We start from the raw sequence: 26,300 nt of genomic DNA, 5'->3' as shown, positions 1-26,300 counted from the left end.
GGGCTGGTGATTCACCAGCCCCTTTTTCTTTCACCGAACGGTCTGTCGTTCGATCAGAGATTGAGCGCCGCGACGGCTTCCAGGCCCTGCTTGATGTTGTTGCGTGCGGCGCCTTCCACCGACATGCGCAGGCGGGTCGTGCCGACGAGCGAATCGAACGCGCCACCCGTGTAGGTCGACTTGATGACCTGGCGCATCGCCACCGACTTGTCTGAGGCTTTGATGAGCGACCAGCCCGCCTCCATGTCGACCGTGAACGCGGCGCCGAATGTGGGCTTGGTCAGCTTGACGATCGAGACCGAGAGCTCGTAGTCGCCGTTCTTGCCCTTAACGACTTCCTTGAACAGGGTCGATTGCGTCACCGCCTTCTCGATGGCTGCAGCCAGGTCCTCGTTGGAGATATCCGAGCTCCACAGCGGGTTCGTTTCATTGCCGCCACCGGTTTTCACCGACAGCGAGTAGGGCAGCTTCTTGCTCGAGGCGATGCTGGTGGGCGTCATGGCCTCGCGGTTGGCCGATGAAGCGCAGCCCGCGAGCACGACGACGATGGAAAGAACGGCCAGGGCGCCTGCGCGGCGAAGGGTGGTGGTGCTGATCATTTGGATTTTTCCGATTCTTTGAAGATGTTGCCGACCACCTCGTCGACCATTTCCGGCGGCGAGAGGCGTGTGAGGGAGGAGTGGAGCGAATTGCCGGTGGCCAACGGAAAGTCGGACTTCGGCTCGCGGACCGTGACGGTGAGCTCGATCAGGTACATCGTGATGTCCCACATCCACTTGTCGACGTACGTCACGACTGCATCGACCTTCTCGGGCGACTTGGCATCCTCCGACACCTCGTACCCGCGTTTTCGCAGATTGCTCGCGATCAGTTTCTGGATCGTGCCGTCTTCACCCTCAAGCTTCCTGACCTGCACCACGCGCAGCTTGTCGAGATTCGCCGAGGGGTCGACGGTGGCTGTTGCGCGGTTGACGGCGCAGCCGCTCGCGAACACGGAAACAGCCACGGCTGCGAGAAGCAGCCGGATGACTCTTTTCAAATTAACTTCTCCTCCGCCCGAAATGGGCCGGAGAAATGTAACTGTAAATGTATGAAAACGTATTCCGAGCGCCGATTGCAGCGAAAAATTTCGCTGCGCCCCGGTCAAACTGCACAGTTGCGGCGTACCAGGCGCTTCGGGGCGTTCAATTGCTGGTGGCGGCGGGCTGGTCGGACCCGGTAGCGTCCGGTGCCGCTTCGGCGGCAGGCGCGGCGGTCTCGGCCGCAGCCAGTGCCCGCTTGTTGTCGTCACGCGCCCGCTGCAGCGTGCGCGCCACCTCGTCGGCATCCATGCCGTACATCTCGGCAAATTCATGCTCGCTGCTGCGGCCGCTGGCCTCGAAGGCGCGCAACAGCGCCTCGCGCTTGGCGGCCTGGCGGGCCAGTTCGGCCAGGGCTTCGTCGAGCACGGCATTGGTTTCTTCGTCGCGCGAGCGCACCAGCACGGCGTAGGCTTCGCGGTCGAGGCCCGAGGCTTCCACGGCCCGGGCGATGCGCGCCACCAGTTGCGGGCGCAGGTCTTCGCCGGAACGCTGCGCGCGGCGGCGGTGGAGTTCGAGGATGGCGTGGTGCACATGCTCCGGCGCAACGGGTTCCACCACGTTGCCATCGAGATCGTGGCGCGCAAGGCCTGCGGCCACCGCTTCGAGGTAGCGCGTGGAGCGCGCGTGCAGGCCCAGCGCCACCTTCAGGTCGTCCTTCTTGAAGTCGTCCGGGTGCTTTTCGAGCAGGTCCTGGAACACGCCGAGCTTGAGCGGCAGGAAGCGTGCGCCGAACATGTTCGGATAGAGCTCGAACAGTTTCTCCAGCGCGGGATGCACCTTGCGCGAGCGCGCCGGCTGTTGCTGCTGCTGCGCCGCCTGCCTGGGCTTCTGTTTTTGCTGCTGCTGGCGTGGCTGCCGCGGCGGGCGAGGCGACCGGGGCGGGCGCCCATCGGCGCTCGGTGGCTGCTGCGGGGCGGCGCCCTCGGCTTCCGCCGGCTGGACTTCCTGGATTTCTTCTTGGGGCGTGGCGGTGTCGGTCATCGGTCGGTTCTTGTCAGGTTGGCAGCGGCGGAAAAATTGGATTCCACGCGCTCAGCGCGGGCGGAACATCTTGAAGAGATTGTCGGGGCTGATCTCGAAATAATCGGCGGGACCGCCTCCGCGCAGGATGGGCTGCGCCGCGGCGGTGTCGTAGATGCCGTTCTTCAGCAGGTGCCGGGCAATGTGCACGCCCACCACTTCGCCAAGAATCAGCCAGGTGGGCACCGGCACGCCATCGACACCTTCGAGCTGCAGCAGCTGCGTGAGCCGGCATTCGAAGGACACCGGGCTCTCGGCCACGCGCGGCACCGCGATGTGGCGCGAAGCCGCGGGCGTGAGGCCCGCGAGTTCGAACTCGTTCACCTCGGGCGGCACGGCCGCGCACGACTGGTTCATCTGCTCGGCCAGCGGCCGGGTGGCCAGGTTCCAGCCAAACTCGCCCGTCTGGCGGATGTTGTGCAGGCTGTCCTTGGCGCCGATGCTCGCAAAGCCGACGATGGGCGGCGTGTAGTTGAAGGCGTTGAAAAAGCTGTAGGGCGCGAGGTTGAGCACGCCGTTCTCGTCCTGCGACGAGATCCATCCGATCGGCCGCGGCCCCACCATCGCGTTGAATGGATCGTGCGGCAGGCCGTGGCCCTTGGCGGGCTCGTAGAAGTGGAAATCGTCGTTCGGCATGGCAGTGGCTCCTCAGGCCCCCGCGACGCTGCGCGCCACGGCTTCGGCCACCTTGATGCCGTCCACGCCGGCCGACAGGATGCCGCCCGCGTAGCTCGCACCTTCGCCGGCCGGGTACAGCCCGCGCACGTTGAGGCTCTGGAAATCGTCGCCGCGCGTGATGCGGATCGGCGACGAGGTGCGCGTTTCCACGCCCGTCAGCACTGCGTCGTGCAGGTCGAAGCCCTTGATCTTGCGGCCGAAGGCGGGAAAGGCTTCGCGCATCGCCTCGATGGCGTAGGCGGGCAGCGCCTGGTGCAGGTCGGTGGGCGTGACGCCGGGCTTGTACGACGGCATCACGCTGCCGAGCGCAGTCGAGGGCTTGCCGGCGATGAAGTCGCCCACCAGCTGGCCCGGCGCGCGGTAGTCGCCACCGCCTAGCACGAATGCGTTCGACTCGAGCTCGCGCTGCAGTGCGATGCCGGCGAGCGCGTCGCCCGCGGTCTCGGCCGACCAGCCGGGAAAGTCGCGCGGATCGATGCCCACCACGATGCCTGCGTTGGCGTTGCGCTCGTTGCGCGAATACTGGCTCATGCCGTTGGTGACCACGCGGCCCGGCTCGCTGGTGGCCGCCACCACGGTGCCGCCCGGGCACATGCAGAAGCTGTAGACCGAGCGGCCGTTGCTCGCGTGGTGTACCAGCTTGTAGTCGGCCGCGCCGAGCAGCGGATGGCCCGCATGGCGGCCCCAGCGTGCACGGTCGATCAGGCCCTGCGGATGCTCGACGCGAAAGCCGATGGAGAAGGGCTTGGCCTCGATGTGAACGCCGCGCTCGTGCAGCATGGCGAAGGTGTCGCGCGAGCTGTGGCCGAGCGCCATCACCACGTGGTCGGCCCGCAGCTCGCTGCTCTGGCCGGTGGCCTGGTCGAGCACGGTGAGGCCGCGAAGCTGGCCGTTTTCGATCTGCACGTCGGTCACGCGCTGTTCGAAGCGGATCTCGCCGCCCAGCGACACGATCTGCTCGCGGATGTTCTCCACCACCTTCACCAGCTTGAAGGTGCCGATGTGCGGATGCGCGACGTAAAGAATCTCGGGCGGCGCGCCGGCCTTCACGAACTCTTCCATCACCTTGCGGCCGAGGAAGCGCGGGTCCTTGATCTGGCTGTAGAGCTTGCCGTCGGAAAAAGTGCCCGCACCGCCCTCGCCGAACTGCACGTTCGATTCGGGGTTGAGCACGCTCTTGCGCCACAGGCCCCAGGTGTCGCGGGTGCGCTGGCGCACGGTCTTGCCGCGCTCGAGCACGATGGGCTTGAAGCCCATCTTCGCGAGCATCAGCGCCGCGAAGATGCCGCAGGGGCCAAAGCCGATCACGACGGGCCGGGGCGCGCCCTCGGGCGCCTGCGCCGGCGGCGTGTAGCGCATGTCGGGCGCGGGCTGGATGTGCGGGTGGCCGGCATGCCTGGCGAGCAGCGCGGCTTCGAGCTTCGCATCGCTCAATTGCACGTCGACGATGTAGACCTGCAGCAGCTGCGGCTTGCGCGCATCGAAGCTGCGCTTGAACACCTTGAACTCGCGCACGCTGGAAACCGGCGTGTCGAGGGCGGTGGCAATGGCGTGGGGGAGGGCCGCGTCGTCGTGGTCGAGCGGCAGTTTGATTTCGGAAATTCTCAGCATGTCGGTGGGGCTTGTGGTTATCAAGCAGGCCGCTGATTTTACGCGCCCAAGGCGCTATGAAAGAGATAGCTGGTGATGGCGGGTTCAGGCTGGGAGGAAACCGTCGACCGAGAGGTAGCGCTCGCCGGTGTCGTAGTTGAAGCCCAGCACCACCGCGTCGGGCGGCAGCGTGGGCAGCTTCTGCGCAATGGCCGTGAGCGTGGCGCCGGAGGAGATGCCCACCAGCATGCCTTCCTCGACCGCGCAGCGGCGGGCCATTTCGCGCGCGGGCTCGGCGTCCACCTGCAGCACGCCGTCCAGCAGCGAGGTGTCGAGGTTCTTCGGGATGAAGCCAGCGCCAATGCCCTGGATCGGGTGCGGCGAGGGCGCGCCGCCCGAGATCACCGGCGAGGCCACCGGCTCCACCGCAAACACCTGCAGCTTCGGCCACTTCTTCTTGAGCACCTTGGCCACGCCGGTGATGTGGCCGCCGGTGCCCACACCCGTGATCAGCACGTCGATGCCGTCAGGAAAATCGGCCGCGATTTCCTCGGCCGTGGTGCGCATGTGCACGTCGACGTTGGCCGGGTTGTTGAACTGCTGCGGCATCCACGCGCCCGGCGTGCCGGCCACGATTTCTTCGGCGCGGGCAATGGAGGCCTTCATCCCGCCGGCGCGCGGCGTCAGGTCGAACGTTGCGCCATACGCGAGCATGAGGCGGCGGCGCTCCATCGACATGCTGTCGGGCATCACCAGGATCAGCTTGTAGCCCTTGACTGCCGCAACCATCGCCAGGCCGATGCCCGTGTTGCCCGAGGTGGGCTCGACGATGGTGCCGCCGGGCTTCAGCGCACCCGATCTTTCGGCATCTTCGACCATCGACAGCGCGATGCGGTCCTTGATGGAGCCACCCGGATTGGCGCGCTCGGACTTGATCCACACCTGCTGCTTCGCATTGCCGAACAGGCGGTTGATGCGGATGTGCGGCGTGTTGCCGATGGTCTGCAGGATGTTCTGGGCTTTCATTGATTGGATCTCCTTGGGCTTTGTTGGGGCAGGGCAGGTCGGTCGAGCCGCCATTGTGGAACGGGCTGCGCGGATGCGAGGGGATCAGGCGATAATTCCCTCCGTGAAGCACGCCAGACCGCCGCTGGTGCAAGCCCGAAAGGGGCGACGCCGCAAGGCGCCGCGTCGAAAGACCGCACTGGAGGAACGTCCGGACTGCACAGGACAGCGCAGGAGTTAACGACTCTCCACCGTGAGGTGAGGATCAGAGCAACAGAGACGAGCCGATTCAGTTCGGGTGAAACGGGCAATCTCTGCGCGCAGCAACACCAAGTAGGCCAGTATCGAGGTGGTTCCGCTGAGCTGGCGGGTAGGTGGCATCGAGCCGTTTGGCGACAAACGGCCCAGAGTAATGGCGGTCACGTTGGGGGCAACCCCAACGCACAGAATCCGGCTTATCGGCGGGCTTCACACTTTTTCTTTCCCTGGCGGCATCGCGCCGCCAGCGGGCTCAGCGCGTGAACAGCCAGCCGCCCTTGGGTTGGCGCGTCAGCTCATGGCGCCTCACGGAGCGCTCTTCGCCGTCGTCGCCCACGTAGACCACGTCGAAGCGCAGCAGCTTGGGCGATACCATTTTCCAGTTCTGGATGCGCTTGACGGTCACGCAGGCCGTCTTGTCGTGGTACTGCATTTCGGCCATGGGGCCGCCCGGGAAGCTGCCGCTGTCGAACAGCCGGCCCGGCGCCGCGAAGGGGTTGAGCACGGCGCCGTTGCGCGCGGTGATGCAGCCTTCGGTCCGCACGAATGACTCGATCGTGGGCGCCGCGCTGCGCACGATCCTGGCCACGGCCGGCGTGGGCGGGTTGGTGGCGATCTCCTCGCGAATGCGTTCCACCTGCTCTTCCGTGATCGGTGCGAGCCCGCTCGGCGACACCACCGGCGGCGGCACCGCGGGCGGTGGCTGCATGGATGCCGGCAGCAGTGGTGCCAGATAGCTGCAACCCGCCAGCGCCAGGGTAACGGTGCCCGCGAGTGCGGCGGTCCTGGGTCGGAACTTCATGGCTTTTGCCTCCTTTTCGTCAATAGCCTTTTTGTTGTTCTCTCGTCAGAAGCGTTCGTGCGGCGAAAGATAGCGCCACTGCCCGGGCTCCAGCCCGGCCAGCGGCACGCGGCCGATGCGGATGCGCCGCATCGCAAGAATGCGCAGGCCCGCTTCGTCGCACAGGTGCGCGATCTGCCCGGGCCGCGCGCCCTTGAGCGCAAAGCGCAGGCCGGTCTGGTCGTCGGCCTGTCGGCCGATGCTCACGCGCGCGGGTGAGCGTTCGAAGCGCACCAGCTGCTCGGGGCTGACCGTGCCCGCCACGTCGACCATCACTTCATGTTCGAGCACGCCCGCGTCTTCCTGCAACTTGCGCTCGATGCGCCATTCCTGCGTGTAGACGACGAGCCCGCTGGCGCCGGTTTCCAGCGGCGTCATGCAGCGCTGTGCCTTGGCATGCGCCGGCAGGAAGCGCATGCCCGCGCGTTCGGGCTCGTGGTGGTTGGCGGCCACCAGCAGCCGGTGGGCGGTGTCGGTCGCCATGCCGGCGGGCTTGTGCAGCAGCAGGGTGACGGGCACCACCGGCTCGGGCTTGGCGCCGGGCTCGATCTCGACCTTCTGATGGTCTTGCACGCGCGACTGCGGCAGCAGCGCCGGCACGCCGTCGACGCGCACCGCGCCGTTCTCGATGAGCAGTTCGGCCTCGCGGCGCGAGCAGCCTGCGAGCGCGGCCACGCGCTTGGCAAGGCGAATGCCTTCTTCGCCGGGGCCGTTCATGGGGCGCAAGCCAGTTGCCGGATGCGCGCGACGTGCGCCGCCAGCGAGCGGGCCGCCACCGGCCACATGCGCTCGGGCACGTCGTCGTAGGCAAGGGGCAGCCAGTCTTCCGGGGTGCCTTGGGGGAGTTTCTTCATGGCGGATGCAATCTTGGCTTCGCGCTTCAGGCGATGCGCTTTCAGCTGCGCAATGGCGGCGCGTGCGCTGCTGATGACGTAGCCGTGCGCGGGTAGGATGAATTCGATGCCGCCCGCTTCGCAGGCCGCGTCGAGCTTGTCCAGCGAATCGAGATAGGCGTTCATATCGCCGTCCGGCGGATCGATCACGGTGGTGCTGCCGTTCAGGATGTGGTCGCCGGAGAACAGCAGCCCGTCTTCCTCCAGCACCAGGCACAGGTGGTTGGCGGCGTGGCCCGGCGTGTGGATGGCGCGCAGCGTATGGGTGATGCCCGCGCCTTCGGCCGTGGTGCCCGAGAGCGCCAGGCGCTCGCCGCCCTGCAGTTCGCGCTCGGCGGTAAAGCGTGCCGACGAGCGCGCCGTGGGCGCCGAAGACAGCCCGAGGATCGGCGGCTTCGTCTCCTTGCACAGCGCCTGCAGCGGCGCCGCGCCGGGCGAATGGTCGGCATGCGAATGGGTGCACACGATCATGCGGATATCGCCTTGCGTGGCACGCCAGAGCCGGCCGATATGCTCGGCGTCGTTCGGTCCCGGGTCGATCACTAGGTAACCCGTGGCCGCGTCGCCCACGATGTAGCTGTTGGTGCCCGGTCCGGTCATGGCGCCGGGGTTGGGCGCCGTGAGGCGCTGCACGTTCTTGAGCAGCGGCACCGGGCGCTCGCTCTGCCAGTCGAGCGCGTGCAGCATCTGTCCGTCGGGGCACACCAGCGCGAGCTCGCCAAAGGGCGAATCGCTTTCCATGTAGCGCGCTTCCTGTCCGCGGAGCAAACCTGCGCGCGGGCAGCTGGTCCACAGCGGTTTCTCGGCGCCGTCCCTCGGAGCGCAGGCTTGCAGCACCGCATCGACGTTCGGGTAGGCCGCCAGCCGCTGCAGCGTGCGCACGGTCGGAAAGATCATGAAGAAGCTGCCCGCCGCGTGGCGCGCCAACGCATCGGCCGGCCGCACCCAGCAGGGCTCGAACTGCTCGCTCTCGTCGGCCGCGGGCGCCTGGCCCTCGGGCATGCGCGCCACCAGAAAAGGCACGTCGAAGCGCTTGGGCAGGTCGCGGTCGGTGATCCAGTGCGCCAGGCTGAACACCTGGTCGGCCGCGAGCACCAGCTGGCGCTCTTCGCATTGCGCGACGAACGAAATGGGCGACGTGGTGCTGCGATCCATCGTCGCGATGTCTTCCATCCGCACGGGGCTGCCATCGGCATGGCGCGCGAGCAGCACGCCAAGCTCCTCGAAGCCTTCGCGGATGGCCGTGATGGCCTGCGTCAGCTGGATGCCGCTTTGGGTGGGGCGGTGGGCGGCGATGCGCTTGGCGGCCTCGTCGGCTTCGTCGATATGGCCGCCGGGAAATACATAGGCGCCTGGCGCAAAGCTTGCAGTGTCGGAGCGGCGCGTCATCAGCACTTCGATGCCGGCTTCGGAATCGCGCAGCAGCAGCACGGTGGCTGCCGCGCGCACGGGCACGGGCTCGCGTGCGGGGTGTAGTTGTTGGGTGGGGCGGACCATGCGGCGATTATGGAGAGGTGATGCGGTGTGCCGGCGTTGCGCATAAGCTCATTCCCGATCGGGCATGAACCGCGCGCCACAATCCCGGGCTGCAACGCCCGCATCGAGGAAAGACAGTCATGACCCATTCTCCCTTTTCGCATTCCTTCAAGCACAACCTGCTCGCGGCCGGCGCCGCCCTGTGCGCAGCCTTGTCGTCCAGCGCCTTTGCGCAGGCCGACTGGCCGCAGCAGCCGGTCACGCTGATCATGGGTTTTCCGGCCGGCTCGGGCGTGGACGTGGTGGCCCGCGCCATCCAGGAGCCGTTGTCCAGGCAGCTCGGAAAGCCGGTCATCATCGACTACAAGTCGGGCGCCGCCGGCAACATTGCCAGCGAGTACGTGGCGCATGCCAGGCCCGACGGCTACACGCTCTCGTTTGGCACCGCGGCCACGCACGGCAGCAACGCCGCGCTCTACAAGAAGCTGCCGTTCGACGTGGAGGCCGACTTCGTGCCGGTGGCCCCGGTGCTCGACGTTTCGAACGTGCTCACCATCAACCCGGACGTGATCAACGCGCGGACATTGAAGGAGTTCGTCGATCTCGTCAAGGCCAACCCAGGCAAGTACAACTATGCGTCTACAGGCAACGGCGCGGGCACGCACATGGCCTTTGCCGAATTCAATTCGCGCCTCGGCTTAAGCATGGTGCACGTGCCCTACAAGGGCGGGCCAGAGGCCATCACGTCGGTGGTGCGCGGCGAGACCTGCTGCATCATGAACCAGGTGCAGACGGTGCTGCCGCACTACAAGGCCGGCAAGGTGCGCCTCCTGGGCGTGACCACCGCCGCGCCGGTGGCGGCCGTGAAAGAGGTGCCCACCATTGCCTCGAGCGGCCTCGCGGGCACCAAGGGCTTCGACAGCTCGATCTGGTTCGGCATCTTCGCGCCGAAGGGCACCGATGCACACATCGTCGACAAGCTCAACGCCGCCGTGAAGACGGTGCTCGAGCAGCCCGAGATCCGCGAGCGCTTCGAAAGCCAGGGCAACACCGTGCGCATCGAGTCGCCCGTGCAGTTCAAGAAGACCGTGCACGACAACCGCGTGAAGTGGGCCGAGGTGGCGAAGGCCGCGAACATCAGCATCGACTGAGGGGCGGAAGACAGCAAGCAGATCGCGGATAGAACTTCCGGCAGGCAGCAGGGCCGTTGGCAGAAAGGTCTTGGGCGGATTCCGGCCGCCAGGCCGTATGCTGGCGTGGCCGTCCCACTGGACGGCGAAAGGGCCCGAATTGGACACAGACCTGGGTCTGGAATGCAACCCGAGGCTGCCGGCGGGCTGGGCGTTCGAACTTCGCCTGCACCGCGACCTGGCGGGCGACTTCATCGGCACCGGGCTGCTCCGGTTGCGTGGCGTGGACATGTGCTATCTCACGCTGGCGAGCCTGGACAACGAACGCGCCGAGGCCTTGCGGCGCGTCAAGAGCCGCGTCGAAGCGTGGCTGGCCGAATGGCATTCGCGGTGAGCCGGCGCCGGCCCTGAAGAAACGGCCCTTTCGGGCCGTCTTGTTCTTCTTTCTCCTGCACCGTTCGCGGCTCAGAGTCCGTCGCGGTCCGAGTCGCCAGGTACGGCGCGTTCCACGCTGTCGCTCACGCGCTGCCATGCGTCGCGCGTCGCGTGCTTGGCGCGCTCCCACTCCAGCGAAGAGCGGCCGCGGGCCGTGCCCCAATCGCGGCTTAATTCGGGCTCGACGTCCTCGAACCTGCGATTCGGGTAGCGCGAATAGGCATCGACACCGTAGCGGTACGCCGGTGCATAGTCGTCGTAGCTCGATCCGCCCGTCACGTAAGAACGTCCGGCGTAGTTGTCGCGCCAGTACGCATCCTCGACGTCGGGATCGATCTTCGCCATGCGCCGGCCGGCCAGGGCCCCGGCTGCCGCGCCTACTGCAGCGCCTACTGCAGCGCCTACAGGGCCCGTCATGCCGCCCACCGCCGCGCCTGCGGCCGCGCCGCCCGCCACACCACCGATAGTGCCGCCGATCACGGCCCCGGCGCCGGTCGCGGCCGCATGCGAATCGTCCTTGTCGCCGGGCCTGCGGGTGTCTTTGAGATCAACCATTGAATGTCTCCTTAACGTGTTGAAGGGAAACCAAAGTTGTACTCGCAGCCCTTTGGCCGACAGCGCCAATGCGCTTGTCGGCATGAAGGGGGCGGGCGGTACGGCGTGACAGTGCGCACCTACAGCGGCGGGCAGCAGCGCCGCGCCGACTTGGCTTACTACACTCGCCGAATGAGCCCTTCCACCCCACCGCAGCGCGTGCGGGATCGCCTCGTCTCCTGTTTCCGGAGCGGCGATGCCATACGCAGCCGGAGCGTGAGCGACGTGGTGCTGTCGGGCACGGTCGACGTGCCGGTGCCCCCCGCGAGGCTGGTGGCCGATTGGGAACGCGAGATCTCGTCGCACCTGGGCCTGGAACCCGGAGACGTCGAGGCATTGCCCCTGGCCCGGGCGCGTGCGCGCTGGCCGGACTACAAGGCCTGCGTGCAGGCGGTGGCCGATTGGACGCGCGCGCTCGGCCTCGGCGAGGTGCTTGCCTCCAGCGACGTCGCCCTCATGGCCTGCCGCGGCGCAAGGTACCACCACGACGGCGCGCAATATGGCGCCGCGGCCTTCTGCAATCTCTTCGTGAGCGAAGACAAGGGGCTGGACGTGCACTTTCCCTGTACCGGCCATCGGATTCCTCTTGTGCGGGGCACGGTTCTTGTCTTTGACACGTGCCAGCCTCATGCGGTGGTCCGGCGTGGCAGTGGCAGTGGTTTTCGTGCGGACGACTTCGGGCCCGGGCAGGACTGCAGCCAGCTGTTCCTGACCTGGGAGCTTTCCATCGAAGACGCCCGCGTGGCGCGCGCGCTTCAGGTCGCCTTCGAAGTCGGCGCGCCAACGTCGGCGCAGTCGAACGAAGAGCAGGTCTGGGTGAACGGCGAACGTGCCAGCGTATGCCCGGAGTCCGGCTGGTGGTGCCGGGCCGGCTGAGCGTCGGCCCCCACACTGCGGTGCGGCCTTGCCAGGGTGGTCGGTTGGCCGCAACACGAAGCATAAAGACTGCTGCCTAAAACCCCAGCTTGACAACGGCTTGGCCTGCGCCCAATGTCGCGACGCATTCTTGCCAACCGACCGGATTTGGCGAGCGCGATGGATGGCCCCATGCCACGAACCTGATGAACACCTGGACCATACGACAGCGCATTCTCGCCAGCTTCGCCGCCGTGCTGGCACTGATGATCGTCATGGGCGCGGTCGCCTACGGCTGCCTCGCGCGCGTGGCCGGGGACGCGACCGTCATCCAGAAGGATGCGGTGCCGGGGATGGCGGCCAGCAGCCAGCTGAAGGCTGCCTGGCTCGACAATTTCGCGCTCACGCAGAAGCACGTTCTCGAAACCGAAGATGCCGAGATGCGCAGTGTCGACGCGCAGTTGCAGGTCAACCGGGCCAGTCTGGAGAAGCTGTCCCGCAGCTATGAGACCACCATCTTCACGGCCAAGGACCGGGAGAACTTCGACGCCTTCCTGAATCTTCGCGCCCCCTACTTGCGTGTGCAGGAGGATGTCCTGCGGTTGAGCACGGAGAACAAGAACCAAGAGGCTCGGGCACTGCTGCACAACCAACTCGATCCGCAGTTCGCGAAGCTCCGCACCGCCCTCCAGGTCGTCGCCGACTTCAACGCGTCGAATGGCGAGGAGGCGGCCCGGCAGATCATGGGGGCGGTGACGACCGCCAACGTGGCCATCGTGGTCAGTGTTGCCGCAGCCCTCTTGCTGGCGCTGGCGCTCGGCTACGCGCTGCTGCAGTCGATCACCCGGCCGCTGGGCCGCTTGCTCACGGCCGCCGATGCGATCAGCACCGGCGACTTCACCCAGCGCCTGGACCTGGAGCGGCGCGACGAGTTCGGCACCCTGGCGCAGGGTTTCAATCGCATGACGGAGCAGCTGACGGTGCTGTTCGGCCAGGTGCAGAAGTCCGGCATCCAGGTCAACACCTCGGCGACCGAGATCGCCGCCACGTCCAAGGAACAGCAAGCCACCGCCAGCGAGATCGCCGCCACCACCACCGAGATCGGCGCGACGTCGCGGGAGATTTCCGCCACCTCGCGCGAGCTGGTGAGGACCATGAGCGAGGTGTCGGAGGTGGCCGAGGAAACGGCCACGCTGGCGGGCGGCGGGCAGGAAGGCCTGCTGCGCATGGGAGAGACCATGCACAAGGTGATGGAAGCCGTCGGGTCGATCAACGCCAAGCTCGCCGTGCTGAGCGAAAAGGCCGGCAACATCAACCAGGTCGTCACCACCATCACCAAGGTGGCGGACCAGACCAACCTGCTGTCGCTCAATGCGGCCATCGAGGCCGAGAAGGCCGGCGAATTCGGGCGCGGCTTTGGCGTGGTCGCCACGGAGATCCGCCGGCTCGCCGACCAGACGGCCGTGGCCACCTACGACATCGAGCAGATGGTCAAGGAGATCCAGTCGGCGGTGTCGGCCGGCGTCATGGGCATGGACAAGTTTTCGGAGGAGGTGCGCCGCGGCATGCAGGAGGTGCAGCAGGTCGGCACGCAGCTGTCGCAGATCATCGCGCAGGTGCAGGCGCTGGCGCCGCGTTTCGTGGCGGTCAGCGAGGGCGTGCAGGCGCAGGCCACCGGCGCCGAGCAGATCAGCCAGGCACTCACGCAGTTGAGCGAAGCCGCCCAGCAGACCGTCGACTCGCTGCGCCAGTCCGGCCAGGCGATCGACGGCCTGCACCTGGCCGCCGGCGGCCTGCGCAGCGGAGTCTCGCGCTTCAAACTGGCGGAGGCGTGAGGCAGCGAGGGCCGGCCAGATGCTGTTCCTCCTCTTTCAACTCGGCACTGAACGCTACGCGCTCGACGCGGGCCAGGTCGTCGCCGTGCTGCCGCGGCTCGGCTTGAAAGAGATCCCCCACGCGCCCCCGGCAGTGGCCGGCCTGTGCCACTACCGCGGGAGCCCGGCGCCGGTGATCGATCTCGGCCAACTGGCGCTCGGCCGCCCCTGTGCGGACCGCCTGAGCACGCGCATCGTGCTCGTGCATTTTCCCGACCCGACCGACGGGCCCCACCTGCTGGGCCTGCTGGCCGAACGCGTGACCGAAACGCTGCGGCGCGACGAGGGCGACTTCGTTCCGGCCGGCGTCAGCATCGATGCGGCGTCCTACCTGGGCCCGGTCACGGCCGACGCGCGCGGGTTGATCCAGCGCATCGAGGTGCAACGCCTGCTGCCGCCGCCGCTGCAGGCGCTGTTGTTCAAAAAAGAGGCGATGCCAGCGTGATGGACGTCGCCCCGTTCGAGCAGCTGCTGAAGCAGGCGATGGGCCTGGACGCCGCCTCGATCGGCTCGGCCGTCGTCCAGCGCGCGGTGCAGGAGCGGCTGGCCGCCTGCCAGCTGCCGGATGCACAGGCCTACTGGGAGCGGCTCGGCACTTCAGCGCCGGAGTTGCAGGAACTCATCGAGGCCGTGGTGGTACCGGAGACCTGGTTCTTCCGCGATCCGGCGTCCTTCGCGGCGCTGGCGCGCCTGGTTGGCGAGGACGGGCGGCTCCTGCAGGGGCAGACGGATCTGCGCCTGCTGAGCGTGCCGTGCTCGACGGGAGAGGAGCCTTACTCGCTGGCCATGGCGCTGCTGGATGCGGGCTTTCCGCAAAGCGCGCTGCGCATCGACGCCGTGGACATCAGCAACCGCGCGCTGGCGCGGGCGCAGCGTGCGGTGTACGGCCGCAACTCGTTTCGCGGCAGCGACCTGGCGTTTCGCGATCGCTACTTCGTCGCAACTGCAAGTGGCCACAGCCCGGTGGACGAGGTGCGCCGGCCGGTGCGATTCCGGCACGGCAACCTGCTGGACGGCCTCATGGCCGAGGCGGAACTCTACGACGTCATCTTTTGCCGCAACGTGCTGATCTACTTCGATCGCGCCACGCAGGATCGCGCCATCGCGGTGCTGAAGCGGCTGCTCAAGCCGCGCGGCTGGCTGTTCGTCGGCCCTTCGGAAACGGCCTTGCTGTCGGACCACGGCTTCATCTCCGCGAAGCTTCCGCTCGCGTTCGCCTTCCGCAAGGGGCCGGCGGCCGGCAGCGAAACGAAGCCCCGCGCGGCGCCTTCGCTTTTCGTGCCCGTGCGCAAGCCGCCCGCGGTGGCCGCGGCGCCGCTCCCACCCGCCCGGCCCCGGCTGGTCCCCACGCCTGCGGCGCCGGCCGAAGCACCGACCGGCATCGACCGCGCGCGGCGTCTTGCCGACCAGGGGCACCTGGCCGACGCCGCGGCGCATTGCGAGGCGCACCTGCGCCAGCACGGTCCTTCGGCCGAGGTGTTCCACCTGCTCGGCCTGGTGCGCGACGCAAGCGGCAACGCGGAAGATGCCGCCGAGCAATACCGCAAGGCGCTCTACCTGGAGCCTGACCATCACGAAGCGCTGATCCACCTCGCGCTCTTGCTGCGCAAGCGCGGTGACGAGGCCGGTGCGCAGCGCCTGCAGCGGCGCGCGAGCCGGCTGTACCAGGGCGGCGGGGCCTGACCGATGGACGCCGCACCGATGCTTGCTGAAGGCTCCGGGCATGCCGCCATCGACGATTGCTGGAATCGCATCGGCGTGCAGGGCGATGGCACCTGCCCGCAACTCAAGCAGCACGTGCACTGCAACCGGTGTCCCGTCCATGGCGCCGCCGCGCTGGCCCTGCTGGATCGGGAGGCGCCGCCCGAGTACCTCGCCGAGTGCACACGCCACATGGCACAGGCCCCCAAGGCCGGCCAGGCCGATGTGGACTCGGCGATCGTCTTTCGCATCGGGACCGAATGGCTGGCCCTGCCGACGCAGGTCTTGCTGGAAGTTGCGGCCCTGCCTGCGATCCATTCGCTGCCCGGGCGGCGCGGAGGCATCGTGCAGGGCGTGGCCAATGTGCGCGGCGAACTGCTGGTCTGCGTGCTGCTCGGCAGCATGCTCGGCCTGGTGCGCGCTGCGGAGGGCGGACACGCGCGCCAGCGCGAGGCATTGCGGCGCCTGGTGGTGATCGGCCTCGACGGCCAGCGGCTCGGCTTTGCAGTGGACGAAATGCACGGCATTGCGCGCTTCGATCCCGCCACGTTGAAGGAGGTGCCGGCCACCGTTGCGCGCGCCACCGCCCCTTACTCGAAGGCGATCCTCGCGTGGCATGAGCACTCGGTGGGCCTGCTCGACGAGCAATTGCTGTTCTACACACTTCACCGGAGCCTGGCGTGACCGCCCAAGATCTCAGCGAACTGTCGATGCTGGAGCTGTTCCGCGTCGAGGTCGAGAACCAGGCGCCCTTGCTGACGGCGGGGCTGCTCGCCCTGGAGCGGGACCCGGAGGCGGCCGATCAGCTCGAGGCCTGCATGCGCGCCGCCCATTCGCTCAAGGGCGCCGCACGCATCGTCGACATCGCCGCCGCGGTCGGCGTGGCCCACGCCATGGAAGACTGCTTCGTCGCCGCGCAGGAAGGCCGGCTGCGATTGCGCCAGGGCCACATCGACCTGCTGCTCGGCGGCGTGGACCTGCTCGCGCGCTTTGCCCATTCCCCGGAGATGGAGCCCCTCGACTCGCCGCAGGTGAAGGCATTCGTCCAGGCGCTGGAAATCGCGATGCAGGACGACGGCAAGAGCGATCCGGCGCCGGAAGCGGTGGAGCCCGCATCGGAGGAGGCCCTTTTGAGGGCGCCTGCCGCCATGCCCGGAGGCACCGCCCCGGACCGTGTCGTGCGCGTCAGCGCCGACAACCTGAACCGGCTGCTCGGCCTGGCCGGCGAATCGCTGGTGGCCGCGCGCTGGCTCCGGCCCTTCGCCGACTCGCTGCTGCGGCTCAAGCGGCTGCAGCACGAGGCCGTGCAAAGGCTCGACGCGCTCCACGACCACGCCGCGGCGACGGCATCTGCGGAAGAGCGCGCCCGGATTGAACTGCACGAGATCAAGCGGCGCGTCGTCGAGTGCGAGCAGCTGCTGGCGGAGGGGCTCGCCGACGTGGAGACTTTCGAGCGGCGCTCGGCGGACCTGTCGCGCCGGCTGTACGACGAGGCGGTGGCCTGTCGCATGCGGCCCTTCGCCGACGGTGTGCACGCCACGCCGCGCATGCTGCGCGACCTCGGCCGCTCGCTCGGCAAGCAGGTCCGGCTCGAGATCGTCGGTGCCGCGACGCCGGTGGACCGCGACGTGCTCGAGAGGCTGGACGCCCCGCTGGGCCACCTGTTGCGCAATGCGATCGACCACGGCATCGAGTCGCCCGAGCAGCGCCTTGCCGCGGGCAAGCCGGCGGAAGGCGTCGTCCGGCTCGAAGCGCGCCACAGCGCCGGGGCGCTCGAAATCTCCGTCTCCGACGACGGACGGGGCATCTCCCTCGACGCGATGCGCCGCGCCGTGGTCGAGCGCAATCACACCAAGGCCGAGCTTGCGGCCGAGCTGTCGGAGGCCGAGCTGCTGGAGTTCCTGTTCCTGCCCGGCTTCACGCTCAGCAATCGCGTCACCGACATGTCGGGCCGTGGCGTGGGGCTGGACGCCGTGCAGGACATGGTGAAGCAGGTGCGCGGCAGCGTGCGCGTGTCGACGCAGGCCGGGCAGGGCACGCGTTTTCAGCTGCAATTGCCGCTCACCCTCTCGGTCGTGCGCACCTTGCTTGCGGACATCGGCGGCGAGCCTTATGCCTTCCCGCTGGCGCGCATCGTCCGCGCCTCGAAAGTCGCGCCGGGGCAGGTCGAACTGCTCGAAGGCCGGCAGCACATCGAGGTCGACGGGCGGCGCATCGGGCTCGTGACCGCGCACCAGATCCTGCAGGTGCAGGAGCCCCAGGCCGCCGGCGGCGACCTGGCGGTGGTCGTCATCGGCGACCACGGCGAGACCTATGGCGTGGTGGTGGACCGCTTCCTGGGCGAGCGTGAGCTCGTGGTGCACGCGCTCGATCCGCGCCTGGGCAAGATCAAGGACATCAGTGCCGGTGCGTTGATGGAAGACGGCTCGCCGGTGCTCATCATCGACGTCGAGGACATGATCCGCTCCGTGCAGAAGCTCATCGCATCCGGCCATCTGAGCCAGGCCCAGCCGGGCCATGCCGCCGTCGATGGAAGAAGGCGCAAGCGCGTGCTGGTGGTCGACGACTCGCTGACGGTGCGCGAACTCGAACGCAAGCTGCTTGCGCAGCACGGCTACGAGGTCGAGGTTGCCGTCGACGGCATGGACGGCTGGAACGCCGTGCGCACCGGCCACTTCGACCTGCTGGTGACCGACGTCGACATGCCGCGCCTGGACGGCATCGAACTGGTGGCCCTGGTCAAGAAGAACCCCAACCTGAAGTCCCTGCCGGTCATGATCATGTCGTACAAGGACCGCGCCGAAGATCACCGCCGCGGACTGGAGGCCGGCGCCGACCACTACCTGACCAAGGGCAGCTTTCACGACGAGACGCTGCTCCAGGCGGTGGTCGACCTGATCGGCGAGGCCGTCGCATGAAGATCGCCATCGTCAACGACCTGCCGATGGCGGTGGAGGCCCTGCGGCGCGTGCTGGCGCTGCGGCCGGAGCACCACGTGGTCTGGGTGGCCGGGAACGGCGCGCAGGCCGTGCAGCGCTGCGCCGAATTGAAGCCGGACCTCATCCTCATGGACCTGCTGATGCCCGAAATGGACGGCATCGAAGCCACGCGCCGCATCATGTCCGCGACCCCGTGCGCCATCCTGCTCGTCACCGCCGACATGGGCGCCAACACCGCCCGCATCTTCGAGGCGATGGGCCACGGGGCGCTCGACGTCGTCGATGCGCCGGCCATCGGGAACGATGATCCGCGGGCCGGTGCTGCGGCCGTGCTGGCAAAGATCGAGATCATCGCCCGGCTGATCGGCGACCGCAGCCCGTCCACTGTCGGCGGCGCGCGGGTTGCAGCGGAACCTGGAGCGCGCCGGCCGGAACGCCTGGTCGCCATCGGCGCGTCGGCGGGCGGCCCGGCGGCGCTGGCCACGCTGCTGCGCGGCCTGCCGGCGGACTTTCCCGCTGCCATCGTCATCGTCCAGCATGTCGACGAACAGTTTGCCGCCGGCATGGCGCACTGGCTGGCGCAGCATTCGGCGCTGCCGGTCGAGCTGGCCCGCGAAGGCGATCGGCCATCGCCCGGCAGGGTGCTGCTTGCTGCGACCAACGACCATCTGCGGCTGGTCGCGCGCGAGCGGCTCGCCTACACGCGCGCGCCGCAGAGCTATGTGTACCGCCCGTCGGTCGACGTGTTCTTTCACAGTGCCTGCGCGCTGTGGCGCGGCGAGGTCGTCGGTGTGCTGCTGACCGGCATGGGGCGCGACGGTGCGCACGGCCTGAAAGCCTTGCGCGACAAAGGCCACTACACCATTGCTCAGGACCAGGCCAGCAGTGCCGTCTATGGCATGCCCAAGGCGGCGGTTGCGATGGATGCCGCGGTCGATGTGCTTCCGATCGAAGCGATTGCGGCGCAGCTGTGCCATGTTCTTTCCACCCAGACCGAACCCGGGGGGTCACCATGATCGAAACCGAATCGCAGGACGGCGGCGTGCCAGGAGCGCCCGCTGGCAAGGCCTACCGGGTCATGGTGCTGCTGGTGGACGACCAGGCGATGGTCGGCGAGGCGGTGCGGCGCGCGCTGCTGAATCAGCCGAACATCGATTTCCACTACTGCTCCGATCCGGCCGAAGCGCTCGCGGTGGCCGAGCAGGTCCGGGCGACGGTGATCCTGCAGGACCTGGTCATGCCCACCATCGACGGCTTGACGCTGGTTCGCCGGTACCGCGCCAATCCGGCCACCGCGGACATACCGATCGTGGTGCTGTCGACCAAGGAAGACCCGGCGGCCAAGGGCGACGCCTTTGCGGCCGGCGCCAACGACTACCTCGTCAAGCTGCCGAGCCAGGTCGAACTGATCGCGCGCATCCGCTACCACTCGAGGGCGTACCTGAATCAGCTGGAGCGCGACGAAGCCTATCGTGCACTGCGCGAGAGCCAGCGGCAGTTGATGGAAAAGAACATCGAGCTGCAGCGAATGACCCATTCGGACGGGCTCACCGGGGTCTGCAACCGGCGCCGTTTCGATGAATACATCCAGGAGGAATGGAGCCGGGCGCTGCGCGACCAGAGCGCTCTCTCCGTGCTCATGATCGACATCGACGACTTCAAGCAATACAACGACACCTACGGCCACCTGGCCGGCGACGAGGTCTTGAAGAAGGTGGCGAACACCTTGCAACTGAATGTCAGCCGATCGACCGATCTCGTCGCCCGCTTCGGCGGCGAGGAGTTCGCGCTCATCATGAGGACCACGCCCCAGGAGGGCGCTCTCGCCGTGGCCAGGAGGCTTCGCATGTCGGTGGAGGGCATGGGGCTGGTGCATGGCCGTTCCTCGGTGGCCGGGTACCTGACGGTGAGCGTGGGTGGCGCATCCATGGTTCCTTCGCGCGGCGGCTCCTTTCTCGATCTCATCGAAGCCGCCGACAAGGCGCTCTACGAGGCCAAGCGAGCCGGCAAGAACCAGGAGGCGATGTACGAGGGCGCGGGCGGTCCGTAACGGCGTCATCGCCGCTACATCGCGGTGTCACAGCCGCTTCGTACGCTGGGGGCCGTCGATAGGAACCGGACACCGCCATGACCACACGCCGCAAGTTTCTTCACAGCGCCACCGGCACCGGCATCGCCGCCGCCACGCTGGCGACCTTTCCCCCGAGCATTCGCCGCGCGCTGGCCATTCCGGCGCACCACGAGACCGGCACCATCAAGGACGTGAAGCACGTGGTGCTGCTGATGCAGGAGAACCGCTCCTTCGACAGCTACTTTGGCACCTTCAAGGGCGTGCGCGGCTATGGCGACCGCTTTGCCGTGCCGGCGCCCAACGGCAAGACCATCTTCCACCAGACCTACACCAAGACCACGCCGCCCAGCACCTACACGCCCTACCGCCTCGACGAGACCAAGGGCAACGCGCAGCGCGCGGGCAGCACGCCGCACGGCTGGTCCGATTCTCAGGCCGCCTGGGACCATGGCCGCATGTTCAAGTGGCCCGACGTGAAGAACCTGCTGTCGATGGGCTACTACGACACCGCCGAAGTGCCGTTCCAGCGCGCGCTGGCCGAGGCCTTCACGCTGTGCGACCACTACCACTGCGGCATGCACACCGGCACCATTGCCAACCGCCTGTTCTACTGGAGCGGCACCAACGGGCCCAACGGCACCAGCCCCGTCGACGGCAGCAAGGTGCAACTGGCGGTGCTGAACAACCAGTTCAACGCCGGCAACGACATTGGCGCCTCCACCGAAGGCTGGACCTGGACCACCTATGCCGACCGGCTCGAGAAAGCCGGCGTGAAATGGAAGGTCTACCAGAGCCTGATCGACAACTTCGGCTGCAACGAGATGATGAGCTTTCGCCACTGGCGAACTGCGGTCGAGCAGATGCCGGCGGCGCGCCGCCCGGTGTATGTGCCGGCGACCGACATCACGCAGCCGGTGACCGCGGCCGGGCCTTTCTACGACGCGGCCATCGACGACCCGCTCAGCCCGCTGGCCAAGGGCTTCGGCAACACCATGCCGTACGGCTTTCTCGAGACCTTTCGTGAAGACATCCGCAACGGCACCTTGCCCGCGGTGTCGTGGATCATTTCGCCTTCGGCCTACAGCGAGCACCCGGGACCGTCGAGCCCGGCCAAGGGCGGCTGGTATGTGCAGGAAGTGCTGGACGCGCTGACCTCCAACCCCGAGGTCTGGAGCAAGACCGTGCTGCTCATCAACTTCGACGAGAACGACGGCTTCTTCGACCACCTGCCTTCGCCCGCGGTGCCGTCGCGCAACCCCGACGGCTCGCTGGCCGGCGCCACCACGCTGGCCGAGGCCGACGTGGCCGTCGAATATCACAACTACACGCCGGCCACGCCCAAGCAGCCCGCCATGGACGGCCGGCCCTACGGCCCCGGCCCGCGCGTGCCGATGTGGGTGGTCTCGCCGTGGAGCCGCGGCGGCTGGGTCAACTCGCAAGTCTGCGACCACACCTCGACGCTGATGTTCCTGGAAAAGTGCTTCGGCGTGGCCGAGCCGCAGATCAGCAAATACCGCCGCGCCGTGTGCAGCGACCTGACCAGCGCCTTCAACTTCGAGCGTCCCAACGACGAGCCGCTGCCCGCCCTGGCCGGGCGCAAGACCAAGGCCGAAGCCGATGCGCTCACTGCAGCGCAGCAGGCGCTGCCGGGCATCGTGCCGTCGCCCGACGCCGCCTTGCCGGCACAGGCCACCGGCGTGCGCCCCTCGCGTGCGCTGCCCTACGAGCTGCACGCCAGCGCGCGCAGCGATTCGCTCAACGGCCGCGTGCAGCTGCTGTTTGCCAACAGCGGCAAGGCTGCCGCCGTGTTCCACGTCTACGACAAGCTGAACCTGGCGGACCGCCTGCCGCGCCGCTATGCGGTCGAGCCCGGCAAGCAACTCGACGGCTATTGGAGCGCCATGACCGACAACGCCGGGCTGTACGACCTGTGGGTGCTCGGCCCCAACGGCTTTCACCGCCAGTTCAAGGGCGACCTGAACCGGCTGCGCGCCGGAGGTGCGCCCGCGCCCGAAATTCGGGTCGCCTACGACTCGCGTCGCGGCGACGTCTATTTGCAGATGCGCAACGACGGCCAGCGCGATTGCCGCTTCACCGTGCAGTCGAACAGGGCCTATCCGCGCCCCGACGCCTTCCAGGCCGGTGGCAGGGACCGCAACGGCAACAACGAGCAGGCCAACGAAGACAAGGGCGTGTACGGCAACAACCCCGACGGCTCATGGAGCGTGCGCGTCAAGGGCGGCGGCGACACCCACATGCGCTGGAGCCTGGATGCCAGCGGCCAGTGGTACGACTTCGTGGTCACCTGCGATGCCGACGCGTCTTTCTACCGGCGCTTTGCCGGCCGCATCGAGACCGGCCGGCACTCGGTGAGTGATCCGGCCATGGGGCTGCCTGACCGCTTCTGACGAAGCCGGGGCTACGGCAACAGCTTGGCGATGGCGTCGGTGAACGACGGAATATCGGTCTGGGTACGAGTCGTCGGGTAGGTCAAACCGGCGCGCTGCAACGGAACACCTTCAGCGCCCCATAGCGCCAACAACAGCGCACCCCGCCAGCGGGCGCCCGCCGACCGGCTACCCTGCGCATCCCGCTTTCTTCTCCACGACAAGCCGATGCCCGCTCCGCAGGTTGCCGACAACACCAGGCCCGACGAGGCCGCCGTTCCCACCGCCTGGGCCCGCCTGCGCGACATGGTCGCGGCGCGTACCCCTGCGGACGGCCGCACCGACGCGCTGTACCCGGGCCTGCGCTGCTACCGGTTCTCGCGCCCGATCCGCTACGAGAAAACCCAGCGCCTCACGCCGGGCGTGGTGGTGGTCCTGCAGGGCCGCAAGACCGCGCACCTCGGTGGCGACCGTCGCTCGCTCGACTACGGCGCCACGCAGTGCCTGGTGCTCGGGGCCGAGGCCGCGTGCCTCGGCACGGTCGTCGGGGCGAGCGCCGAAGCGCCGTACCTCGCCATTCATCTCGATCTGCCGCCCGACGTGCTGGTCAAGTCTTTCGTCGCGCTGGCGGAAAGCGGTACGCTGGCCGAGCCCGCACGCGTGACCGAGACCTTCACCGCCTCGGTGGGGCCGGAGGTGGTCGAGGCCTTCGCCCGCCTGCTGCTGGCGGTCGACGACCCAGTGGACCGCCGCACGCTCGCGCCGCTGGCCGTCGAAGAGATCGTGCTGCGGCTGCTGCGCTCCGAGGCGGCGGCCGCCATTCGCAGCGCGGGCGCGGTCACGAAGGCCGGAGCACGCATACAAACGGCCATTGCCTTCATGCGCCGCCATCTGGGCCGGCCGCTGTCGGTGGCCGAGATCGCCAGCCACGTGCACATGAGCCCTTCGCACTTCGCGCACAGTTTTCGCGAGGTGGCCGGGGTCACGCCGATGCGTTGCATCCGCGACCTGCGCCTGGAAGAGGCGCGCGTGCTGATGCTGGGCGCCGGGCTGCGTCCCGGCGATGCGGCCGCGAAGGTGGGATTCGAGAGCGCGGCGCATTTCAACCGCGCGTTCCGCAGGCGGTTCGAGGCAACGCCCGCGGAGTACGTGCGGCGCGTGCAGTCGGGCTGATGCCGGCGCGGCTGCATTCTTGATTCTTCTTCGCAGCCATGATCAATTTGTTCGCAGCTTCGCGCCTTGGCGCGGGGGAGGGCGCTGGCTAACCTGCCTGCTTCCTTTTTCTTTTGAAGCCAACGGCGAAATTTTCATGGACCCCATCAACGTCATCATCACTTTCGAAGCCAAGCCCGAGGGCGCCTCTGCCTTCGCCGAGCTCATGCATCAGGTCAAGCGGTCTCTGCCGTCGGCGGATGGCTGCCGGGGCGTGCAGCTGTTCGGGCGCAGCGACAACGCCTGCGTGTTCACGCTGGTCGAGTCGTGGGAATCGCGGGGCCATCATCAGGCGCATATCGCGGGCGCGGTGGCGTCGGGGGCTTGGGATGCGCTGGCGGCGCAGCTGGCTTGCGCGCCTGTCAGTTGCTATTGCACGGAGCTTTGAGCCGGTGGCAGGCGCGTCACCGGATCCAGTTCTTTAGGAAATTGCGGCGAAACCCATTGCTGTCGTAGGTGGGTTCCTTGTAGATCGGGTGGGCTGCGATGACCGCAGTCAAGACAATGACATCGGCTCCTCCGACGGCGTAGCCGCCCGCCAGCAGGCCCTTGGCGATGCCTTGCGCAATGGTTCGAATGGGTTGCGACCCGAGGGGCGGCTTTCCCAATGCTTCGAGGTACATGGCTTCGGCAATGTAGGCCGCAGCTTCGTCCTCGTGGCTCGAATGGACGCCGGTGTTCTGGATGTCCAGGTGGGCGTGCGTGCATTCGTGCACCAGATAGGCCTGGTCGCTGGAATTCGAGATCGAGAAGCCGGGCCTGAGATCGAGCGTGTCGAACCCCATGTAGTAGCTGGCGCCAGCGCCCGATTTCACGGCACCGCCAAGCTTGATGGCCTCGCTGTTGATCGCATCGGCCACGTCGTTCTGGTAGGCACTTGGGTACACCTTGAACGACTTGAAGGCGAAATTCAGCCGGGGAATGGTGGTGTCGCGCTTCAGGAAGTTGACGATGTCTGACTTGAGCGTCATGCGAAAGGCTCCAGAGTGAATAAGACAGGCCGGAAGTCTGGCGAGCCCGGCCCGCCGCGGCTATATGCCGTTGGGGGGGTGTTTGAGACATAGGCCGGCAGGCCGCACGAACATGCGGCCAAGAAACCGTCGCCACGTGCCAACGATGCACGAAAGCGATGGTTGCGTGCCTGAGCATCGCGAAATGCAGCGCTACGATGCCTGCATCTGCCGACAAGGAGGAAAGACGCCATGCGCATCAGCCAGCAATCCGGTTTCATCTTCGCGCATGCGCGCAGCGTCATGGCAGCGGCCCTTTGCGCCGCGTCGCTCTTCACGGCCGGCTGCGAAACGAGGCCCCAATTCCGCCCCCTCACTTCCGAGGCGCCTCCGCCGCCGGTCTTCGTGAACGTGCCCAGAGAGGAAGCCTGCCAGGCCGCGCAGGCGCGCTATGCGCTTGGCCAGGCCCTCGATTCCCTGCTGCTGGAGCAAATGCGCACCCGCACCGGCTCCAGGTCCGCGCGCACCGCGCCGGTCGGCACGCCATTGCCGGCACCGGCCGATCCGGGGCGGCTCACTGTCGACGTCGATCCCCAGGGCCGAATAACCGGTGCTCGCTGCGGCTGACGTTATTAACAATAATTCCGTGATGACGAAGACGACCACCTCCACCCGCATCGCGCTCGACTGCTACTACAGCCTTTCCTCGCCCTGGGCCTACCTGGGCGGCCCTCAGCTGCAAGACATCGTGCGCCGCCACCATGTGCGGCTCGCGCTCAAGCCTTATGACTTTCAAGCGGTGGTGCCGCAGACGGGCGGCATTCCGCTGAAGACGCGGCCCGAGCCGCGCCGCACGTACCACGCGCTCGAACTGGCGCGCTGGCGCGATTACCTGGGCATGCCGCTGAACCTGGAGCCCGCCCACTACCCCAAGGGCGCCCCGGTCGATCCGGACTGGAACAAGTACCCGGGCTGGATGGTGATTGCCGCCCAGCTGCAGGGGCTCGATGCGCAGCCGCTCTCGCATGCGCTGCTGCGCGCGCTGTGGGCCGAAGAACGCGACACCTCCGAGGCCCAGGTCCGCATCGCGGTGGCCGAAGAAAACGGCTATGACGGCGCCTCGCTGCAGGCGCTGGAGCAGGCGGCCGAGACGCTGGCGGTGTATCGCGCCAACAGCGCGGAGGCCATCGAGGCCGGCGTGTTCGGCGCGCCCACGTTCATCCTGAATGGCGAACGTTTCTGGGGCCAGGACCGGCTGGCTTTTCTCGACAGGGCCTTGGACCGGCTGCGCCAATCCCGCGGCGGATAA

At 67.7% G+C, this 26,300-nt stretch carries 26 protein-coding genes and 1 other RNA gene; 16 read left to right on the top strand and 11 right to left on the bottom strand.

Going from position 1 to position 26,300, the window contains the following annotated elements; all coding sequences use genetic code 11:
- Positions 1-53: 53 nt before the first annotated feature.
- The 6 genes from ACAM55_RS20690 to cysK all read right to left on the bottom strand — a co-directional run bounded on the left by ACAM55_RS20690 (position 54) and on the right by cysK (position 5,396).
- The gene (locus tag ACAM55_RS20690) at positions 54-599 is read right to left on the bottom strand and encodes a hypothetical protein (protein ID WP_369653327.1); all 546 of its coding nucleotides are present in this window, start codon (positions 597-599) and stop codon (positions 54-56) included.
- A complete protein-coding gene (locus tag ACAM55_RS20685; RefSeq protein WP_369653326.1) occupies positions 596-1,039 on the bottom strand; it encodes a hypothetical protein in 444 nt (147 codons plus the stop codon). The genes ACAM55_RS20690 and ACAM55_RS20685 overlap by 4 nt, the downstream gene beginning before the upstream one ends.
- 145 nt (positions 1,040-1,184) lie before the next feature.
- Positions 1,185-2,063, bottom strand: a complete 879-nt coding sequence (locus ACAM55_RS20680) for a ProQ/FINO family protein (protein ID WP_369653325.1) — start codon at positions 2,061-2,063, stop codon at positions 1,185-1,187.
- A 51-nt stretch (positions 2,064-2,114) separates the two neighbouring features.
- A complete protein-coding gene (locus ACAM55_RS20675; RefSeq protein ID WP_369653324.1) occupies positions 2,115-2,738 on the bottom strand; it encodes a flavin reductase family protein in 624 nt (207 codons plus the stop codon).
- 12 nt (positions 2,739-2,750) lie between these two features.
- Complete coding sequence (locus ACAM55_RS20670; protein ID WP_369653323.1) at positions 2,751-4,391, bottom strand: NAD(P)/FAD-dependent oxidoreductase; 1,641 nt, start codon at positions 4,389-4,391, stop codon at positions 2,751-2,753.
- An 84-nt stretch (positions 4,392-4,475) separates the two neighbouring features.
- On the bottom strand, positions 4,476-5,396 hold the full coding sequence (cysK, locus tag ACAM55_RS20665) for a cysteine synthase A (RefSeq protein ID WP_369653322.1): 921 nt from the start codon (positions 5,394-5,396) through the stop codon (positions 4,476-4,478).
- A gap of 105 nt (positions 5,397-5,501) precedes the next feature.
- Here cysK and rnpB point away from each other — a divergent pair.
- Positions 5,502-5,849, top strand: an RNA gene (gene rnpB / locus ACAM55_RS20660) — RNase P RNA component class A.
- 37 nt (positions 5,850-5,886) lie between these two features.
- On the opposite strand, the gene ACAM55_RS20655 is transcribed toward rnpB, so the two are convergent.
- The 3 genes from ACAM55_RS20655 to ACAM55_RS20645 are packed head-to-tail and all read right to left on the bottom strand — an operon-like array spanning position 5,887 to position 8,864.
- Positions 5,887-6,435 (bottom strand): hypothetical protein, encoded by a 549-nt coding sequence (locus ACAM55_RS20655; RefSeq protein ID WP_369653321.1) that lies wholly within the window; start codon positions 6,433-6,435, stop codon positions 5,887-5,889.
- 45 nt (positions 6,436-6,480) lie between these two features.
- Positions 6,481-7,191: an RNA pseudouridine synthase gene (locus tag ACAM55_RS20650; RefSeq protein WP_369653320.1), complete on the bottom strand. Its 711-nt coding sequence runs from the start codon at positions 7,189-7,191 to the stop codon at positions 6,481-6,483.
- Positions 7,188-8,864, bottom strand: coding sequence for an MBL fold metallo-hydrolase (locus ACAM55_RS20645; RefSeq protein ID WP_369653319.1), 1,677 nt, complete (start codon positions 8,862-8,864; stop codon positions 7,188-7,190). Before ACAM55_RS20645 ends, ACAM55_RS20650 begins: the two co-directional genes overlap by 4 nt.
- Positions 8,865-8,983: 119 nt before the next feature.
- On the opposite strand from ACAM55_RS20645, the gene ACAM55_RS20640 reads away from it, so the two are divergent.
- Together ACAM55_RS20640 and ACAM55_RS20635 are read left to right on the top strand one after the other, a co-directional pair.
- Complete coding sequence (locus ACAM55_RS20640) at positions 8,984-9,994, top strand: Bug family tripartite tricarboxylate transporter substrate binding protein (protein WP_369653318.1); 1,011 nt, start codon at positions 8,984-8,986, stop codon at positions 9,992-9,994.
- 139 nt (positions 9,995-10,133) lie between these two features.
- The gene (locus ACAM55_RS20635; protein ID WP_369653317.1) at positions 10,134-10,367 is read left to right on the top strand and encodes a hypothetical protein; all 234 of its coding nucleotides are present in this window, start codon (positions 10,134-10,136) and stop codon (positions 10,365-10,367) included.
- Between the two features lie 71 nt (positions 10,368-10,438).
- On the opposite strand, the gene ACAM55_RS20630 is transcribed toward ACAM55_RS20635, so the two are convergent.
- Entirely contained in the window at positions 10,439-10,963 is a 525-nt protein-coding gene (locus ACAM55_RS20630) for a glycine zipper domain-containing protein (protein ID WP_369653316.1), read from the bottom strand.
- Positions 10,964-11,134: 171 nt separating this feature from the next.
- Between ACAM55_RS20630 and ACAM55_RS20625 the strand changes: the two genes are divergently transcribed.
- From ACAM55_RS20625 to ACAM55_RS20575, 11 genes are all read left to right on the top strand, one after another.
- Entirely contained in the window at positions 11,135-11,878 is a 744-nt protein-coding gene (locus ACAM55_RS20625; RefSeq protein WP_369653315.1) for a hypothetical protein, read from the top strand.
- A gap of 185 nt (positions 11,879-12,063) precedes the next feature.
- Positions 12,064-13,692, top strand: coding sequence for a methyl-accepting chemotaxis protein (locus ACAM55_RS20620; RefSeq protein WP_369653314.1), 1,629 nt, complete (start codon positions 12,064-12,066; stop codon positions 13,690-13,692).
- 19 nt (positions 13,693-13,711) lie between these two features.
- Positions 13,712-14,176, top strand: a complete 465-nt coding sequence (locus ACAM55_RS20615; protein ID WP_369653313.1) for a chemotaxis protein CheW — start codon at positions 13,712-13,714, stop codon at positions 14,174-14,176.
- Complete coding sequence (locus ACAM55_RS20610) at positions 14,176-15,414, top strand: CheR family methyltransferase (protein WP_369653312.1); 1,239 nt, start codon at positions 14,176-14,178, stop codon at positions 15,412-15,414. Before ACAM55_RS20615 ends, ACAM55_RS20610 begins: the two co-directional genes overlap by 1 nt.
- Before the next feature lie 18 nt (positions 15,415-15,432).
- A complete protein-coding gene (locus ACAM55_RS20605) occupies positions 15,433-16,116 on the top strand; it encodes a chemotaxis protein CheW (RefSeq protein WP_369653311.1) in 684 nt (227 codons plus the stop codon).
- Positions 16,113-18,350, top strand: coding sequence for a hybrid sensor histidine kinase/response regulator (locus ACAM55_RS20600; protein WP_369653310.1), 2,238 nt, complete (start codon positions 16,113-16,115; stop codon positions 18,348-18,350). The genes ACAM55_RS20605 and ACAM55_RS20600 overlap by 4 nt, the downstream gene beginning before the upstream one ends.
- On the top strand, positions 18,347-19,387 hold the full coding sequence (locus tag ACAM55_RS20595; RefSeq protein ID WP_369653309.1) for a chemotaxis response regulator protein-glutamate methylesterase: 1,041 nt from the start codon (positions 18,347-18,349) through the stop codon (positions 19,385-19,387). Before ACAM55_RS20600 ends, ACAM55_RS20595 begins: the two co-directional genes overlap by 4 nt.
- 62 nt (positions 19,388-19,449) lie before the next feature.
- Positions 19,450-20,421, top strand: coding sequence for a diguanylate cyclase (locus ACAM55_RS20590; RefSeq protein WP_369656441.1), 972 nt, complete (start codon positions 19,450-19,452; stop codon positions 20,419-20,421).
- A gap of 77 nt (positions 20,422-20,498) precedes the next feature.
- Positions 20,499-22,850, top strand: coding sequence for a phosphocholine-specific phospholipase C (locus tag ACAM55_RS20585; protein ID WP_369653308.1), 2,352 nt, complete (start codon positions 20,499-20,501; stop codon positions 22,848-22,850).
- A 207-nt stretch (positions 22,851-23,057) separates the two neighbouring features.
- Positions 23,058-24,002, top strand: coding sequence for an AraC family transcriptional regulator N-terminal domain-containing protein (locus ACAM55_RS20580; protein WP_369653307.1), 945 nt, complete (start codon positions 23,058-23,060; stop codon positions 24,000-24,002).
- 136 nt (positions 24,003-24,138) lie between these two features.
- Entirely contained in the window at positions 24,139-24,429 is a 291-nt protein-coding gene (locus tag ACAM55_RS20575; protein WP_369653306.1) for a putative quinol monooxygenase, read from the top strand.
- A gap of 16 nt (positions 24,430-24,445) precedes the next feature.
- Here ACAM55_RS20575 and ACAM55_RS20570 read toward each other — a convergent pair whose 3' ends face one another.
- Positions 24,446-25,012 carry a hypothetical protein gene (locus ACAM55_RS20570; protein WP_369653305.1) on the bottom strand — a complete coding sequence of 189 codons (567 nt, stop codon included), beginning with the start codon at positions 25,010-25,012 and terminating at the stop codon, positions 24,446-24,448.
- Between the two features lie 231 nt (positions 25,013-25,243).
- On the opposite strand from ACAM55_RS20570, the gene ACAM55_RS20565 reads away from it, so the two are divergent.
- The gene (locus ACAM55_RS20565) at positions 25,244-25,618 is read left to right on the top strand and encodes an I78 family peptidase inhibitor (RefSeq protein ID WP_369653304.1); all 375 of its coding nucleotides are present in this window, start codon (positions 25,244-25,246) and stop codon (positions 25,616-25,618) included.
- Between the two features lie 22 nt (positions 25,619-25,640).
- Positions 25,641-26,300, top strand: coding sequence for a 2-hydroxychromene-2-carboxylate isomerase (locus ACAM55_RS20560; protein WP_369653303.1), 660 nt, complete (start codon positions 25,641-25,643; stop codon positions 26,298-26,300).

The organism is Variovorax sp. V213, assembly GCF_041154455.1.
Lineage (GTDB): Bacteria > Pseudomonadota > Gammaproteobacteria > Burkholderiales > Burkholderiaceae_C > Variovorax.
This window is presented reverse-complemented; position numbering and strand designations above follow the sequence as displayed.